Consider the following 15,933-nt stretch of genomic DNA (forward strand, 5'->3'; position numbering starts at 1 on the left):
AAAAAAGAACCTCTGCATACGCCATAAAAGCGCACGAGAGGTTCTTCCTCAAGTCATCTTATTGAATTAATGTTGGACATTACAGCTACTCCGACACTTTGATCATCGTTTCACTAGGCGGTTCATAATTCTCCAATTGGCGGAAGACGATACCCTTGGTAGCCATCATTGCTTCAACCTTTTCCATATCCTTACGATAAGGACGATAATACACGATTTCCACTATACCACTGTTCGCCAGCATATTAGCACATGTCCAGCAAGGCTCATCTGTCACATAGACGGTACTGCCTTCCCGATCGATCCGGTCTGTAAATAGCAAAAGATTCTGTTCCGCATGAATCGTGCGAATACAGCGCTGTTTCTTCACCATAGTCTCTACGCCATCCACGATCTCCATCTCATATTGTTCCGAGAGCATACAGCCTGCCTCCGAGCAATCTGGTACGCCCATTGGCGCCCCGTTATAAGCGGTACCAAGCAGCTTTTTTCCTTGTACCAGCACAGCACCTACATGTCTACGATTGCAGCGTGAACGAGTTGAAACCATGCAAGCAATGTCCATGAAATAAGTATCCCAGTCTTTACGATAGGTAGCAGTCATAATCAATCTCCATATCCTTCTAAATAGTTGTTAACTATTGTAACACATCCCCGCAAGTTTTCACTAGGACAACGGTTTTAGTACATTCAACAGCAATTTCAATACCATCTTATCTTCAAAAAACTACTAACGGCTTTAACTTTTCCAGCATTTTGGGTCCGATGCCCTTGACCTTCCCCAAATCAGACAGATTACGAAAAGCCCCTTCACGGTTGCGGTAATCGATCATAGCCTGAGCCTTCTTCTCTCCGATGCCCGGGAGATCCATCAGCTCCCTAGCTCCTGCAGTGTTCACATTTACTTTACCTTCCTGAGAAGCAGCTGGCGTGGGTACATCCAGCGCTCCCGCTGACGCAGCTGCGTTACCCCCTGCTGGTGTTTGGTCTCCTCCCCCTGTTTGCGTTTGGCCCCCAGACTCCATCCTATCCCCCGCGGCATTCTGCCCAGCAGTTGTCGTCCCCTTTTCTTCTGCTGGAGTTGAGGCAGCGTGATCTGCTTGTTCACCATCCTTAACCTTCTCAGCGACATCAGACCTATCACTAGCTTCAGCCTTCCCGGCATTTTGCTTTTGGTTCTTCGTCTCCTGGGTTCCCTCTTTGCCCACTATCGCCGAAGCTTCATCAGGATCAGCGATTCCAATCGTTTGTTCCATACTCGCATTCAAGGTTTCCCATCCGGCAATGCCGGAATTTCCCTTACTCCCACCAACCCATAGCAATCCACTGCCCACAAGAGCTACAGCCACTCCGAGCACTATTCTTCCTTTGTTCAAAATGCGCTCCTCCTCACGGAAAATCGTCCTATACTTTTTTCTGAATCTTCATACATTCCTTTAATTGGAATTCCCTTTAATAATTCATACAAAACCTGTCATTTGTCCAAGGCTATCTTGCATACATATAACGAAGAGAATTCATGTCAGTTAGTTAAAAAGCAACGCTAGAAAGGAGGAACCACAGGTGAAAGTAGGATTTATCGGAACAGGCAGCATGGGCAGCCTGCTGATCGACGCCTTTCTTTCTTCCGGAGCGCTAGAGCCGTGTGATGTGCTTGCCAGCAACCGCAGCCTGAACAAGCTGCTGGAGCTTGAGAAGCGTCACCCCGGCATTTCCATTTGCGGAAGCAATAGGGAGACAGCGTTAGGAAGTGATATCGTTTTTTTATGCGTAAAGCCACTTGAGTTTAAAACATTAACAGATGAGATCGGCTCATGTCTCCGGAGTGAGCAAATCGTCGTATCCATTACAAGTCCAGTTCAATTGCATCATCTGGAATCCGCTTTGCCGTCCAAAATTGCCAAGATCATCCCAAGCATTACGCACTGCGTCAAGAGTGGGACTTCATTGTGCATATTTGGCAGCAGGCTTAATAAAGAAGACAGGCTTGTACTGCTACAGCTATTGTCTTTCATAGGTGTTCCCTTAGAAATCCAAGAAGCACATACCCGAATCGCTTCTGATTTCTCCAGCTGTGGGCCTGCGTTCTTAAGCTATTTCATTGAGCGCTGGATTGAAGCAGCCGTTGAGGCCACTGGAATTGAAGAGACATTAATCAGCCGACTCGCTGGTGAAATGCTGCTTGGAACAGGCAAACTGCTGACAGAAGGGGAGTTTACCCCGCAAGAGCTTCAAGACCGGGTCGCTGTTCGCGGTGGCATTACCGCAGAAGCGTTAAACCACTTACGTACCAGTCTAGAAGGTGTGTTTGAACGCCTCATCACAACTACACATGATAAATATGATGAGGATGTCATTAAGCTTGATGAACTATTCGGACATGAAACTATTAATAAAGGTCCTAAAGAGCGTTAGAACAACAAAGCCCGCAGCACGGATTTCTCCGATGCTGCGGGCAAAATTGCGTTCTTCGCTTAACCCACTACAATATTCACAAGCTTGCCAGGAACCGCAATTATCTTGCGTACGGTTTTACCTTCTACAGCAGCACTCACATTCGGGAGTGACAGTGCATGAGCTTGCATTTCTTCCTGACCCATATCCAGCGGGATCAGTGCGCGTTGTACGATTTTACCATTCACCTGAATAACGATTTCAACCTCAGCATCGACTGTCCATGCTTCATCATAAGTTGGCCAAGTTACGTAGCTGATACTTCCTTCATGTCCAAGCAGTTGCCACAGTTCTTCAGCAATATGCGGCGCCAGTGGCGACAACATTTGTACAAAGTGTTCCGCAGCTTCATGGGACAATGTTTCTTGCTTGTAGGCATCGTTAATGAAAATCATCAACTGGCTAATCGCCGTATTGAAACGCAGATGCTCGAAATCCTCAGTCACTTTCTTAATCGTTTTGTGCCAAGTACGTTTGAACTCATCCGTACCGCCATCTGCTGTGATTTTGGAATTGAGCTTCCCTTCCTCATTCACGAACAGGCGCCATACACGGGATAAGAACCGGTGAACCCCTTCCACACCTTTTTCATTCCAAGGCTTGGTTGCTTCCAGAGGGCCCATAAACATTTCATAGACACGCAGTGTATCTGCACCGAAAGCTTCAACAATTTCATCAGGGTTGATGACATTTCCGCGTGATTTACTCATTTTTTCATTGTTATTTCCAAGAATCATGCCTTGGTTAACCAGCTTATGGAAAGGCTCTTTCGTTTCCACTACGCCGATATCATAAAGCACCTTGTGCCAGAAACGTGCATAGAGCAAGTGAAGTACGGCATGCTCCGCTCCGCCAATGTACAGATCCACCGGAAGCCATGCTTTTTGCTTCTCAGGGGAGCACAGCTCTTGATCGTTTTTCGGATCAATATAACGCAGGTAGTACCAGCAGCTGCCCGCCCATTGCGGCATGGTGTTGGTCTCGCGGCGAGCCTTCATACCTGTCTCTGGATCGATTGTTTCTACCCACTCAGTTACATTTGCAAGTGGAGACTCCCCAGTACCTGAAGGTTTGATTGCATCTACATCCGGCAGTACCAGCGGCAGTTGATCAACCGGAACAGTCTTCATTGTTCCATCTTCCAGATGCAGAATTGGAATCGGCTCTCCCCAGTAGCGTTGACGACTGAACAACCAATCACGCAGACGGTAGGTTACTTTACCTTTACCTACGCCCTTCTCTTCCAGCCAAGCAATCATCTTCGCAATCGCTTCTTCATTCTTAAGTCCGTTCAAGAATTCAGAATTGACATGCGGTCCATCTCCGGAATAAGCCTCTTCTTCAATATTACCGCCTTGCACGACTTCCACGATATTCAGACCAAATTGTTTAGCAAACTCCCAGTCACGTGTATCATGACCTGGAACCGCCATGATTGCTCCTGTTCCGTATCCGGCAAGTACATAATCTGCAATCCAAATCGGTGCCTTAGCGCCATTCACAGGATTGATTGCATACGCTCCCGTGAATACACCGCTCTTCTCTTTAGCCAAATCTGTACGTTCCAGATCGCTCTTATGAGAAGCTTTCACACGATATTCTGCAATCGCTGCACGTTGTGCTTCTGTTGTAATGGCATCAACCAGTTCATGCTCTGGTGCCAAAACGCAGTAGCTCGCTCCGAACAATGTATCTGGACGTGTTGTAAACACAGTCAGGCTAGCATCGTGACCTTCAATTTCAAAGTTTACTTCTGCGCCTTTGGATTTACCGATCCAGTTGCGCTGCATATCCTTGATGCTTTCAGACCAATCCAGCTCTTCCAGATCTTCCAGTAGACGCTCAGCGTATTCAGTAATTCTCAGAATCCATTGACGCATCGGTTTGCGGACAACCGGATGTCCTCCGCGCTCACTTTTCCCATCAATAACTTCTTCGTTTGCAAGTACTGTACCCAGTGCTTCACACCAGTTAACAGGTACTTCTGCTACATAAGCCAAGCCTTTGTTGTACAACTGGATGAAAATCCACTGCGTCCATTTATAGTAGTCTGGATCTGTAGTACTGATCTCGCGATCCCAGTCGTAGGAGAATCCCAGCGATTTGATCTGACGACGGAAATTATCGATGTTCTTATCCGTAAAGTCACGCGGATGCTGACCCGTATCCATCGCATACTGCTCTGCCGGAAGTCCAAAAGCATCCCAGCCCATAGGGTGCAGCACGTTATAACCACGCATCCGTTTATAACGGGATACGATATCCGTTGCTGTGTAGCCTTCTGGATGACCTACGTGCAGCCCTGCACCTGAAGGGTACGGGAACATATCCAGTGCATAGAAATTCGGTTTGGTTGGATCTTCACCTGTCTTGAAACTTTTGTTCTCATCCCAGAACTTTTGCCACTTGGGCTCAATAGCCTGCGCCCGGTAACCGCCGGCAGGTACACTGTTTGTTTGATTGTCGCTCATTGTCTGCTCCTCCTTGGAGTATTACTATAGATTTCTTAACCAAGCATACCCGCCATCGACATCCTTATAAGGACGGTAAGCGTTTATGCGAGAAATATAAGACATGAAGTATTTCGTGAAACCTATACCCTCTTATATTTACAAAAAAACCTCCCATCCCTAGCGTATTATCGCTAGGGACGAGAGGTTATAATTCCCGTGGTACCACCCTAGTTAGCGGCTGAATATACTTTATTCTGCCACTCACTTTGCACCCTTTAGCGGGGGTGAGGCGACGGCGGTTCACCTAGGACTTCCGTTAAGCTTAACGAATATCCTGAAACTTGCGCCGTTACTCCGAGGTGAGTTCACTCCGTTCCGTTAACCGGCTCGCACCTTAGTGCCGGCTCTCTGCAATAACGGTATAGAATTAATACTCCTCATCATCGATCAACTATATGTACTGATTGTTCATCAGTAATATTCCCCAACATTATATACAAAACAGTTGACTATAGTCAATGTTTTAACCCTTTTAAACAGGCTTTCGTTTGATTAAATACGTCATAAAGTGTTGAATAACGACTTTTCCAGCCGCGAAGAACGGTACAGCAAGGATAAGTCCGATCATTCCCGCCAATTCACCGCCGACCAGAAGAGCAAAAATAATGAGCAACGGATGCAAGTGCAGCTTCTTCCCCACCACCTGAGGTGAAATAATGTTACTCTCCACAATTTGGCACACTGTGTTAACCACTGCAACCAACAGCACCAAACGAAAAGAAACGGTTGAAGCCATTACAATGGCTGGCGCAGCCCCCAAAAAGGGACCCATATACGGAACAATATTGAACACTGCCACCACACTGGCGAACAGTAAGGCATATGGCATTCCGATGATGGCATAACCAATATAGGCAAGCACACCTATAATAATGCAGACCAGAAACTGTCCACGAATGTAGTTGCCAAGTGCATCATCGATATCTTTTAACAAGGTTACAATAGACTTACGACGTGCGCGAGGCAGACAAGAGACCACCGTCCGTTCAAACACGTCAAAATCCTTCAGAATATAGAACACTAGAAACGGTACGATAAAAGCATTGAACAGCACATTAATCGTTGTCCCTATATTATCGAGAAAATTAGAAATTCCTTCTGCGAGACGACTCTCCAGTTGAAAAAACCAGTTGTTCATCCCCATCTCGACCCCAGGCGGGATTAGTCTAGAATTCATATGTCGCATTAGCCCTTGGGCTTGCAGTGTCATCTCTGGCAAATGTTCATTTAACTCTTCAAGCTGCTCGATAAACATCGGGATAAGGTTAATTGCAATTACCGCAATCGCCGTTAGGAACACTGCATATATAAGTAGAACAGCCACACTACGCGGCATCTTCCGTCCGGCCAGCATACTAACGACGGGATTCAGCACGTAGGAAATAATCATAGCTGCCAGAAATGGAGCGAGGATTGCCTTCAAAAACACAAATATCCCCTGCAGCATTGGACGAAGTAACCAAACAAAATACAAAATGATCAGGGAGAGCAGCACTCCGATCATCCAGCGGAACCACTTACTTTGGGACCATTGCTCCATGAGTGTACCCTCCTGCGGCTATAGCCTGGACTAGCTTCGTAAATAAGTATATGTATGGCCGCAGCAAAATAACCATCAAGCACACAAAATAACCCCACAAAGTGAGGTTCTTGTCCCAAAAAAAGCGCCAATAACCCTGCAGCTGATTTCAGCTGAAAGGAAATTGACGCTTAAGTACATAGATCATTCTCGCTTACAAAGCAAGATTCATCGTTATGACGACGCATGAATTTGTGGGAAATCCTGAGTCATATCATCCCCGGAGAACAGATCGTCCAGCGAGCTGAGTGTACCGTCTTCTTCAACCTGATACACCGACATTTTCTCACCGTTTACCGTTAATTCAATGAAACAGCCCCAGCAATAGAACTGGTGGGAACCAATTTTTCCGATATCTTTAGAGTTGCAGTTTGGACACTTCATATAATACATTCCACCTATCCGTTAACAATATTAATGGCTTTTTGTAGCCGTTCTTCGCTCATCGCAGGAACCATTAAAGCATTCTCACCAATGGACATCTCATCAGAACAAGGCAGCCATTTGCGGCCTTCGATCAAATCAGTCACAAGCCCGTCACTGATTTCCAGCGCTCCTATTGTGTTTCCCAACTTTTGGTCAAAATAAACATCCGATATTCGTCCAAGTATAGTTCCCGTTGTAGTCAGTACTTTTAAATCCTTAAGTTTGTTCTTTCCAAGTAGAAATGTACAAGGTATATGATCGGCATCTGTCTTATCAATCGACTCTTTACTACGAATCATGACAGCATCCTCGCCGTAGGCCACAATATCTTTCCATGCCACAAATTTCACATGGCCGCCAAAAAAAGATTTGCTTTCCAGTTCAATACCCGTAATATTCCAGTTTGAATCGAGCAGAATATCGACAATCTTGCCGATTTCATTACCCTCTTCAACTTCATATACAGCCAAGCCGATCAGATCTTGAAGTCTCATGGCTGCCTCGTTCCCCTCACTTTGAGTGTAATTACGAGTTCTCAGAAAGCCAAAAGCCCGAATCGCCCCGATACAGATCGAAACCTAAAAGTAACTAGTCTCATTTACGTAGGCGTTTCAAAATGGTTTCAACTTTTTGAGCAACGTACTCGATTTCTTCAGTAGTATTACCCAAACCGATACTAAATCGAATCGCGGACTCTAAAATATTTTGGGGAAGTCCCATTGCTTTCAGAACATGAGATATTTCCAGTGATCCTGACGTGCAAGCCGAACCGCTCGCTGCTGCAACCCCCTCCATATCCAGGTTCATCAGCATAACATCTGTCCCAGCCCCTGGGAAGCTCAAGTTCAGTATACTAGGTAAAAAATGCTCAGAATTACCGTTAAGCGAGTAACTCTCCCGTCCAATCAGAGTATCCAGTGTCTCAAGTAGTGTATTGCGCAGGCGCTTCATATTTTGTTGACGTTCTGAGAGACCCGTAACCGCTATTTCAACGGCTTTGGCGAATCCAGCGGCTCCTGCTAGATTCTCTGTTCCGGCGCGTCTGCCACGCTCCTGAAGGCCTCCATGAAGCCTAGGATGTAGTGGTGCTCCGCTTCGAACGTAAAGACCCCCTATCCCTTGTGGGCCATTGATTTTGTGAGCTGTGAAGCTCATGTAATCTACGGGAAGTTCTCGGAGTTTAATTGGCAGTGCACCTAGAGCTTGTACAGCATCAACATGGAACAGAATGCCTCGTTCTCTAGCGAGCTGACCAATCTCTTGAATCGGTTGAACGGTGCCTACTTCATTATTGGCATACATTACGCTGATCAGCACCGTGTCTTCCTGCAATGCTGCCTCTATGTCTGCTACGGATACCCTGCCCGACGAATCCACAGGAAGATAGGTTACTTTGAAACCTTCCTTCTCTAGCTCTTCGCAGGTATGTAACACTGCATGATGTTCGATCTGGGTGGTGATAATATGTTTTCCTTTATGGGAAACTGCCGCTGCTGCTCCATAGAGCGCTAAATTGTCACTCTCTGTGCCGCCTCCAGTGAACACCCACTCTTCAGATGAACAGCCCAAAAAGGCGGCGATCGAATCGCGCGCCCCATTCAATATTCTTTTAGCTGAACGTCCGAACTGATGTACACTAGACGCATTTCCGTATTGTTCTGTCATTATATTCAACATGACCTTAGCCACCTCGGGATGAACCGGGGTTGATGCGGCGTGGTCCAAATAGATGGATTTCATAATCATTTCTCCGCTTCTAGAGTATAGGAAACTAGTTAATCTAAAATATAAGTAGGTATAAGTTTCACGTTATACATTATCCTTATATTTCTCGTTTAAACGCTAACCGTCCTAAGAAGGACGCCGAAGGCGTTTATACTTGGAACTATTAAATTATACCGCGCGAGAAGTGAGTTTTCCACAAGCGAAAGAACACAATATTGTAATCATTTCCCTATGAAAGCTAGGATTATAATAACCAGTTCTCTTCAGAGGTTACCTCAATGCCATTTTTTCTAAGTAAAGCTGTAGTAACGCCATTTCCTGCAATTTTCTTCCCCTTGAATTCTCCGTTATAAATCATAGTGCTGCCGCAAGAAGGACTGTTTTCTTTGAGCACCACCATCGTAGCTGAGACCTCTTGAGCTTTTGCAAGCGTGATATAAGCACCCTTTAAATACATATCTGTAACATCTGTACCTGAACGATCCACTACTTTAGCTATCCCTGCCAGCACATCCTCGCCATTTCCACCAATGATTTCGGCTGGCTCCCTAGGCGTAGAGAATCCTCCTAGTAACTCCGGACACACCGCAATGGCTTTATCCTCATTCAAAAGCTTCTGGATCATCTCGTCCAAACAATCCGTTCCATTATATCTTACCTTCATACCAGCTAGACAAGAGCTTACCAGAATCACCAATGAGCACCTCTTTCTTCATTCATTCCGCATCGTTTATAATAAGAAATATTTCGAGCATAACATGCTGAATTTGAGCTGTAAACTGAGCGAACTTCTAATCTACTGAAGGGGAGTGTAAATCATGTGCGGACGTTACACAATAACCGTTACCATGGAAGAACTGATGGTCAGATATTTTGCGAATGATTCAACCATTGTCCACTATGCCCCTAAATATAACGCTGCGCCCATGCAGCAAATTCCAGCAGTCATTAATACAGGCTCCAGCAACAAGTTAGGGGAGCTACGCTGGGGTCTGGTTCCTTCATGGGCCAAGGATGACAAAATCGGCAGTAAAATGATTAATGCCCGGGCAGAATCTCTGCTGGAAAAACCTTCTTTCAAGCGCTTAGTAAGCTCACGTCGCTGCATCATCCCGTCTGACGGCTTCTACGAATGGAAGGCGCAAGGCAGCAGTAAACAACCCATGCGGATTGTGATGCGTGATGGGGGTATTTTCTCCATGGCCGGATTGTATGATATTTGGATGGACCCGGAAGGGAATAAACTAAGTACCTGTACGATTATAACGACTACACCGAACGATCTAATGGCTGAAATCCACAACCGCATGCCGGTTATTTTGAAGCCTGAGGATGAGACAGAATGGCTGGATCGGGGCAATCAGGACACAACCTCTCTAATAAAGCTCCTGAAGCCTTATGATCAAAACCAAATGAGAGCCTACCCAGTTTCCACAGCTGTGGGAAATGTTCGGAATGATACAAAAGAATTAATTAAAGAGGCATAGAAAGGAGGGAGGCTTATCTATAAAGCACACTTAAAAAAGTGGATCGTAGCGATATTAGTGTTTCTGAGTTTATTCAAAATTATATTTTTTATATTAAAGGATGTCATCTTCTCTTATGTCACTCTACCTGATCCTTATAACAATATTATTCAGATGATAGGTATGGCTCTGACCCTCTTATTAGCACTGGTTCTGACCTCACTTTTAATCCATGAAAAACCGTCTTAACTCTGCGGGTTAACCGCAAAGTTAAGACCATCGACGCTCGATCTTTGACCGGCGTCTCATCAATTGATGAGACATCTTTAGAAATCTATCGGCGTACAGCTCGGAAGAAAGGTTTTTTCGGATATGCCATTCTCCATTCATCCTAATGCTGGTCCGAAGCGCTGGATCATGCATTAAGGATAGCGCCGCATTCACAGCTTCATCCAGTTGCCCTCTCGTATATATTTTTCCAGTGTGATTATTAATAACAAGTCTCCGAATGCCATCTGAATCCGTAGTAAGGACAGGACAACGACACAACATTGCCTCAGCCACCGCATACCCAAATCCCTCAAGAATAGAGGTGGAGCAGAGCAGACCTCCCGAATCACCAATAATGCTCATATAATCTGCCATTAGCTCATGAGGGACATTGGAATGCGAGATCAAACGTGAAGAAATTCCGGTTTCCGCTACAAATTGTTCAAAGCTCTCTTTTTGCTCCGGATCAAACAACGTATCGTCCTGAAAAATCCATAAATAAAGCTCGGGATGGATCGCCAGCAGCCTCTGTCCAATTTGAAGAAATTCTCTCCAGTTCTTGTTCGTTTGAATTCGTCCCACCCAGCCGAGGATGGGAAAGCTTTTCGCTGGATAATTGGTATATCCAAATTCTTCGCAATCGATCGGATTATCAAAGCAATACTGCGGAATAGAGGGAAATCCACTTTTGAAAATCGTCTGCAAATGGGAGGTCTCTGGATAGAGCAGTGCATCGGTTAGCTTGTGAATCCGTTCATTAAAATTACTAATGACCTGCTCCGCTTCATCTAAAGTTCCTAATCCTTGCACCTCAAAAACAAGCGGTCCCTTGTAACCAAACCCTCTGAACCTCTCTGCTAAGTAAATATCCGTACACACTACAATCAAATCAAAGGCTTCCCGAGTGAGCAATTCCCTGATCTCGTCATCACTATTCGTAATATAGGTTTGAATGTTCGGGATATTTTGCTGTCCTTTTCCAGGGTGCGTGTACAGCAAATGGCACTCTACACCGCGATCACGCAACGCTTGGCAGCGCACTCGATTCAGGGTTTGCATACCTCCACTCGGGTTGTAAAAGGTGAACAAAACTTTCATTACGATCACTCATTCGCATATTATTTTTAGGAAAAATAGATCTTCAACAAATCATACAAATCTGTGCTTCGAAACAGCTCGTTATAGTAGTGAGTTTTGGTCGATGGGACATGTCTGTGCCGAAATCCAATCAAGCTGTGATCATCCGTATAATAATTGGAGATCGCTTCCCCACCGGTAGTAATCAAAGCCTCCAGCATGTATTCAATATCGAGTGCTCCTATGAAAATTTTGGGACCTAAAACTATCGTGTAGGGAGTGGACATGTGCTCAAGTGCTCCACAAATCGCGTGCGACTCCACAACTTCTGGCATCCAAACGAACTCGGTTGCAGGATGAGGGATTGAACCCAGAAGAACAGATGGTTGACGCGTAGGCGATAAATCCAGCACCCGACACTCATAATTGCTGTACGTCTGTTCATACAGATTCTCTATCCTCGCTATTTCCTCCGCACTAGCATTTACTACAGGAAATAAAACGGTAATCATAGGAGGAATCCCTCTGCGGAATCGCGCCTGATGGCGAGTTAAATGATACGTATATCTCCATCTGCGATGATTTTCAATGGAATGTAACTGTGCGGATACACTAAAGGTTGAATCCACACGATAATTTACAAGCTCCACGGGTATAAAGCGAATATCACAATGTTCAGCCAGTCTCAGCCAGTAATCATAATCCTCCACAGGCTCCATTCCGTACCCTCCAACAAGCTTTGCAACCTGCGATTTGTACATGAAAGAAACGCCTATTAGCGAATAATCCAGCAATCTCTCTTTGGGCTGTGACTGATAATTTCGCTGAGTAGCCAGTTGGTGTTCGTTATGAAGTTGGTTTCCCTCGTTATCTATACTTTGAAAAGAACTGTACACGATCCCTAGCTCCTGCGGCCCCTTCACTAGTGCACCTCGAAGGATCTCGAGGAAGCGGGGTTCATAAACATTATCACTGGAGACCCAGCTCAAATACTGAATATTGGGTTCGTTAAACAAAAGATCAAAGCCCGTATTCAGCGCATGTGCGATCCCCCTATTCGGCACATAAGAGATAACAGCTACCCTTGGATCCTCCGCTATGATGGACTGCACAAGCGGTTCCATTTCTGGCGCTCCATCAATCACAATGATCAGTCGGAATTCGGTGAAGGTTTGGCGCAGAACAGACTCCAGAGCTTGCCGGAGAAATTCCGGCTTTTGGGTATACAAAGGCATAACTACCCCTACATCCACCATGATTTTTACCTCTCTCTACATTGGAGTATAAGATTAGTATATTTAAATTCCACATTAGTGCCTGTGCGAATGCCTTTATGAGATTTATTGCGCCTAAAAAAGAAGCAACCACCCTGTTTGTATCGGTGATTGCTTCTTGCTTTCCCCCAAAAAAAACTTGTTATACAGGTATAGAAAGTGCCGAAATCTCCGTTAATTCAGATTGAAGCACTCTCTGATCGGTAACAAGATTTCCAAACTCGTCCAATCCGTACGTGGAACATACTACATTTGCTAATGGAAAAGAGGTACTTATCTGAACCTCGTAAGCGACATTCCCAGCAATGAAGAACTCTCTGATATCAGAACTCATCGCAGGAACATAATAACCTGTGACATAAAGCGGAGTAAGTGCAAGCGTTGAATACGGAACCCCGAAGATTTCGACGATCACCATTGCGTTTGCATTACTAGTATTACGAACACTAACAGCTACATTACTCGCCGCTGTTCCAGTTGCTCTTGTGTTGGTAATAAGACCGGTAGTAAAAGGCATTTCCATCACTCCTTCCCTCATTTTCTATCAATATACTCAGGAGTCATTTGGAAGTTGTGAGACAGGAGGTCGGGGAGATTCATGGAATAATCGCCAAATAGACAGGCACACAGTTCTTTTTATTCATTTATCATAAAAGAGATTTTCCCCTTCAATACTACTTATCATATCTCCAATTTCCGCAATTTTTCTGATGCCCTTGTCCAAGCACAATGCACCTCAATTCATATATATATAGCAAACTAATATAAGAGGGTGAAGCTCATGGCAAGCACAACAGGTATAATTACGAACACAGGTACTATCCCAGCAACCAACGTGATCATCAACATCGACAATGACAACCTTAGTTTTTCTTCTAACGTGGTCTATCACATTTACGTATGGAATACTCTTGTTAGTAAGGCTTTAGTCTACTCCAGCTCATTGAATATTAATGCTAACACCAGCCAGTTTCTCGGTTTTAATATCGCAGGCAATTCAGCATATGAAGTACAATTTCTCGTAACTGGAAACGCACCGGCAGACACGATTATTACAGTATTCGGAACGGATTCGTCAGGAAACGTCATCCCTCATCAAAGAGTGCTGCAATCCGAACTTACTTTCATAGCTCAGCTGAACCCGTAAGTGCCGAAAACTCTATGACGAAAGGAGCTTTGTATGGTTAATATTCAACTTTCGCCGAGCACAAGCACTCAATTCGAGCCCACCATCGCGGTAAATTGGCTTAATCCTTCGGTCATGGTCGCCGTGGCTGTAGATCTTCGAACAGGCCCTCCCAATATAGGTTTGTACAAATCTATTGACGCAGGTGCCACTTGGACAACAACGTTATTACCGTTACCCACAGGGTTTGCAGGCATCGAAGCACCACATATTGATTATATTTTTCCGACCACGTTCGTAGTATTGGCTCATGCCTTCGATTCTGACGGTCTCAGCGGCTCGATCGTTTCCTATACATCTGTCGACAACGCATCTTCATTCGGACCGCCAGTCATCGTAAATCAAGGGTTTGGACAGTTTGTGAATGATGACCAGGTGGTCGTTGTCACCGACAAGGCTGGATCAAGTCCCTTTTTTGGCAATGTATATACTGGTTATACGCATGATTACAACACGCAATTCATACCAGGAAATACGATATTCTTCAATCGTTCCCTAGATAGCGGTAATACCTATTCCAGTCCCAGCCTGCTGTCTTCGATCGAAGAATTTGAAGAATTCCCCGGTATAGCCATTACATTAAATGGGATTGTTGTTGTGGGATGGATCAATCAGCCTCCTGGTAATACCGATCTTAAAATTACCACATCTCCAGACGGCGGGGTCACCTTCACCCCTGAAACCAGGGTCGCCAGCGTTGTAGTCCCACCAGATCCATTGCCGGGATATACATTTAGATGCTTGACATACCCTTCCCTCGCAGCAGATATTTCTAATGCACCGACGACGCGAGGGAATGTCTATGCTGTGTGGCAAGATTTTCGAGAAGGCTATTCCGATATATTTATTGCTACTTCCACTAATTTCGGTGTGGATTGGGGTGCACCCATATCCATTACGGGTAGTCCAGTAGGCTCCCAAAACTTTTTCCCAGCCATCACCGTGTCCCCAGCGGATGGTGCAATATTCGTTAACTATTACACGAATCGAGTTAATCCTCTCAACCTTGATGTTTATCTAGCTACATCTAGAGATGGCGGTATGACGTTTATAAACACCCGTATAACGACAACTTCCTTTGACGTCACCGGCATTCCCCTAATTGGGGACTACATCGGCAATGCCATCGTCCCCCAAACAGGCCGTCTAGTGAGTGTATGGACGGACACGCGGACTGGTACAGAGAACATCTGGTTCGGTGATAATCAATAAGCTATGAATAAACCTGTGATGATTAATTAGAAGAGTGTTAAATTAGTACATCCACCTACAATAAAGGATGCCCAACCAATATGGGGCATCCTTTATTTGTGATTTTTCAAGTAATTTTTTCATTTAAAAAGCCCCCAAAAGGGGGCTTAGACTTTGATAAACCAAGATTTTAAGTTTTTGTTCTACATACAGTAACTAGATATAGAACATATAATTGTCTGCTAAGCTCTCTTCTTTAAAATTAATCAAGTCATGAAGCGTTGTGGAATCCAGTACGTCTGCAATGCTGTCGCGAATACGCAACCATAAATCACGTTTTGCCGCATCATCTTCTTCAGTGAAATCTACCGGAGAAATTGGACCCTCCAACACACGAATGATGTCTCCTGCTGTAATAGCACTGGCCTCACGTGATAAAATGTATCCACCGTATGCACCACGAATGCTTTTTACAAGTCCTGCGTTACGCAGAGGAGCGATTAGTTGCTCCAGATAATGCTCAGAAAGTCCATTTTTCTCAGCGATACTCTTAAGTGAGGTCGGTCCTTCACCAAATTTCAGTGCAAGCTCCATCATAATTGTTAGTCCGTAACGTCCTTTGGTTGATATTTTCAAAGGGGCACCTCTTTCGGTTTAGTTTCTAGTTATTGTATACTATTGATTTGGTAAGTCATGCGATTGTCATATCAAGGTATTCCGATGATTACTCTTAGTTTATGTTATCATATTCGAAGTCACAAATGAAATGGCA

16 protein-coding genes are annotated in these 15,933 nt (G+C 44.8%); 4 read left to right on the plus strand and 12 right to left on the minus strand.

Annotated elements, in window-relative coordinates:
- Nucleotides 1–85: 85 nt before the first annotated feature.
- Both ACN6MV_RS24210 and ACN6MV_RS24215 read right to left on the minus strand, forming a co-directional pair.
- A complete protein-coding gene (locus tag ACN6MV_RS24210; protein ID WP_042130426.1) occupies nucleotides 86–604 on the minus strand; it encodes a deoxycytidylate deaminase in 519 nt (172 codons plus the stop codon).
- 115 nt (nucleotides 605–719) lie between these two features.
- Nucleotides 720–1,376 carry a ComEA family DNA-binding protein gene (locus tag ACN6MV_RS24215; RefSeq protein WP_419885030.1) on the minus strand — a complete coding sequence of 219 codons (657 nt, stop codon included), beginning with the start codon at nucleotides 1,374–1,376 and terminating at the stop codon, nucleotides 720–722.
- A 187-nt stretch (nucleotides 1,377–1,563) separates the two neighbouring features.
- On the opposite strand from ACN6MV_RS24215, the gene comER reads away from it, so the two are divergent.
- Nucleotides 1,564–2,415, plus strand: coding sequence for a late competence protein ComER (gene comER / locus ACN6MV_RS24220; RefSeq protein WP_375103733.1), 852 nt, complete (start codon nucleotides 1,564–1,566; stop codon nucleotides 2,413–2,415).
- A gap of 59 nt (nucleotides 2,416–2,474) precedes the next feature.
- On the opposite strand, the gene leuS is transcribed toward comER, so the two are convergent.
- The 6 genes from leuS to ACN6MV_RS24250 form a co-directional block, all read right to left on the minus strand.
- Nucleotides 2,475–4,925, minus strand: a complete 2,451-nt coding sequence (leuS, locus tag ACN6MV_RS24225; RefSeq protein WP_419885031.1) for a leucine--tRNA ligase — start codon at nucleotides 4,923–4,925, stop codon at nucleotides 2,475–2,477.
- A gap of 514 nt (nucleotides 4,926–5,439) precedes the next feature.
- The gene (locus ACN6MV_RS24230; RefSeq protein ID WP_042130433.1) at nucleotides 5,440–6,507 is read right to left on the minus strand and encodes an AI-2E family transporter; all 1,068 of its coding nucleotides are present in this window, start codon (nucleotides 6,505–6,507) and stop codon (nucleotides 5,440–5,442) included.
- A gap of 213 nt (nucleotides 6,508–6,720) precedes the next feature.
- A complete protein-coding gene (locus tag ACN6MV_RS24235; protein ID WP_036677557.1) occupies nucleotides 6,721–6,930 on the minus strand; it encodes a hypothetical protein in 210 nt (69 codons plus the stop codon).
- A gap of 14 nt (nucleotides 6,931–6,944) precedes the next feature.
- Nucleotides 6,945–7,466 carry a PRC-barrel domain-containing protein gene (locus ACN6MV_RS24240; RefSeq protein WP_042130435.1) on the minus strand — a complete coding sequence of 174 codons (522 nt, stop codon included), beginning with the start codon at nucleotides 7,464–7,466 and terminating at the stop codon, nucleotides 6,945–6,947.
- 100 nt (nucleotides 7,467–7,566) lie between these two features.
- The gene (locus ACN6MV_RS24245; RefSeq protein ID WP_375103745.1) at nucleotides 7,567–8,712 is read right to left on the minus strand and encodes a cysteine desulfurase family protein; all 1,146 of its coding nucleotides are present in this window, start codon (nucleotides 8,710–8,712) and stop codon (nucleotides 7,567–7,569) included.
- Between the two features lie 229 nt (nucleotides 8,713–8,941).
- Nucleotides 8,942–9,391 carry a DUF523 domain-containing protein gene (locus ACN6MV_RS24250; RefSeq protein ID WP_076117383.1) on the minus strand — a complete coding sequence of 150 codons (450 nt, stop codon included), beginning with the start codon at nucleotides 9,389–9,391 and terminating at the stop codon, nucleotides 8,942–8,944.
- 124 nt (nucleotides 9,392–9,515) lie between these two features.
- Here ACN6MV_RS24250 and ACN6MV_RS24255 point away from each other — a divergent pair, with 124 nt between their 5' ends.
- Nucleotides 9,516–10,184 (plus strand): SOS response-associated peptidase, encoded by a 669-nt coding sequence (locus tag ACN6MV_RS24255; protein WP_419885032.1) that lies wholly within the window; start codon nucleotides 9,516–9,518, stop codon nucleotides 10,182–10,184.
- A gap of 249 nt (nucleotides 10,185–10,433) precedes the next feature.
- Here ACN6MV_RS24255 and ACN6MV_RS24260 read toward each other — a convergent pair whose 3' ends face one another.
- The 3 genes from ACN6MV_RS24260 to ACN6MV_RS24270 all read right to left on the minus strand — a co-directional run bounded on the left by ACN6MV_RS24260 (nucleotide 10,434) and on the right by ACN6MV_RS24270 (nucleotide 13,301).
- Nucleotides 10,434–11,531 carry a glycosyltransferase family 4 protein gene (locus ACN6MV_RS24260; protein WP_419885033.1) on the minus strand — a complete coding sequence of 366 codons (1,098 nt, stop codon included), beginning with the start codon at nucleotides 11,529–11,531 and terminating at the stop codon, nucleotides 10,434–10,436.
- Between the two features lie 26 nt (nucleotides 11,532–11,557).
- Nucleotides 11,558–12,766: a glycosyltransferase family 2 protein gene (locus tag ACN6MV_RS24265; RefSeq protein WP_042130442.1), complete on the minus strand. Its 1,209-nt coding sequence runs from the start codon at nucleotides 12,764–12,766 to the stop codon at nucleotides 11,558–11,560.
- Between the two features lie 160 nt (nucleotides 12,767–12,926).
- Entirely contained in the window at nucleotides 12,927–13,301 is a 375-nt protein-coding gene (locus ACN6MV_RS24270) for a hypothetical protein (RefSeq protein ID WP_042130445.1), read from the minus strand.
- A 264-nt stretch (nucleotides 13,302–13,565) separates the two neighbouring features.
- Here ACN6MV_RS24270 and ACN6MV_RS24275 point away from each other — a divergent pair, with 264 nt between their 5' ends.
- Both ACN6MV_RS24275 and ACN6MV_RS24280 read left to right on the plus strand, forming a co-directional pair.
- Nucleotides 13,566–13,931, plus strand: a complete 366-nt coding sequence (locus tag ACN6MV_RS24275; protein WP_042130447.1) for a hypothetical protein — start codon at nucleotides 13,566–13,568, stop codon at nucleotides 13,929–13,931.
- Between the two features lie 114 nt (nucleotides 13,932–14,045).
- Entirely contained in the window at nucleotides 14,046–15,182 is a 1,137-nt protein-coding gene (locus ACN6MV_RS24280; RefSeq protein WP_231573899.1) for a sialidase family protein, read from the plus strand.
- Nucleotides 15,183–15,377: 195 nt separating this feature from the next.
- Here the strand turns inward: ACN6MV_RS24280 and cymR are convergent, their stop codons facing one another.
- Entirely contained in the window at nucleotides 15,378–15,797 is a 420-nt protein-coding gene (cymR, locus tag ACN6MV_RS24285; protein WP_042130450.1) for a cysteine metabolism transcriptional regulator CymR, read from the minus strand.
- Nucleotides 15,798–15,933 lie beyond the last annotated feature (136 nt).

The organism is Paenibacillus sp. B-A-8, assembly GCF_048572915.1.
Classification (GTDB): domain Bacteria; phylum Bacillota; class Bacilli; order Paenibacillales; family Paenibacillaceae; genus Paenibacillus_AQ.

Bases quoted from the DNA above. Each gene is read 5' to 3' on its own strand.
- ACN6MV_RS24210 (WP_042130426.1), bottom strand. From the start codon at position 604: ATGACTGCTACCTATCGTAAAGACTGGGATACTTATTTCATGGACATT.
- leuS (WP_419885031.1), bottom strand. From the start codon at position 4,925: ATGAGCGACAATCAAACAAACAGTGTACCTGCCGGCGGTTACCGGGCG.
- ACN6MV_RS24230 (WP_042130433.1), bottom strand. From the start codon at position 6,507: ATGGAGCAATGGTCCCAAAGTAAGTGGTTCCGCTGGATGATCGGAGTG.
- ACN6MV_RS24235 (WP_036677557.1), bottom strand. From the start codon at position 6,930: ATGAAGTGTCCAAACTGCAACTCTAAAGATATCGGAAAAATTGGTTCC.
- ACN6MV_RS24240 (WP_042130435.1), bottom strand. From the start codon at position 7,466: ATGAGACTTCAAGATCTGATCGGCTTGGCTGTATATGAAGTTGAAGAG.
- ACN6MV_RS24245 (WP_375103745.1), bottom strand. From the start codon at position 8,712: ATGAAATCCATCTATTTGGACCACGCCGCATCAACCCCGGTTCATCCC.
- ACN6MV_RS24255 (WP_419885032.1), top strand. From the start codon at position 9,516: ATGTGCGGACGTTACACAATAACCGTTACCATGGAAGAACTGATGGTC.
- ACN6MV_RS24260 (WP_419885033.1), bottom strand. From the start codon at position 11,531: ATGAAAGTTTTGTTCACCTTTTACAACCCGAGTGGAGGTATGCAAACC.
- ACN6MV_RS24265 (WP_042130442.1), bottom strand. From the start codon at position 12,766: ATGGTGGATGTAGGGGTAGTTATGCCTTTGTATACCCAAAAGCCGGAA.
- ACN6MV_RS24270 (WP_042130445.1), bottom strand. From the start codon at position 13,301: ATGCCTTTTACTACCGGTCTTATTACCAACACAAGAGCAACTGGAACA.
- ACN6MV_RS24275 (WP_042130447.1), top strand. From the start codon at position 13,566: ATGGCAAGCACAACAGGTATAATTACGAACACAGGTACTATCCCAGCA.
- ACN6MV_RS24280 (WP_231573899.1), top strand. From the start codon at position 14,046: ATGGTCGCCGTGGCTGTAGATCTTCGAACAGGCCCTCCCAATATAGGT.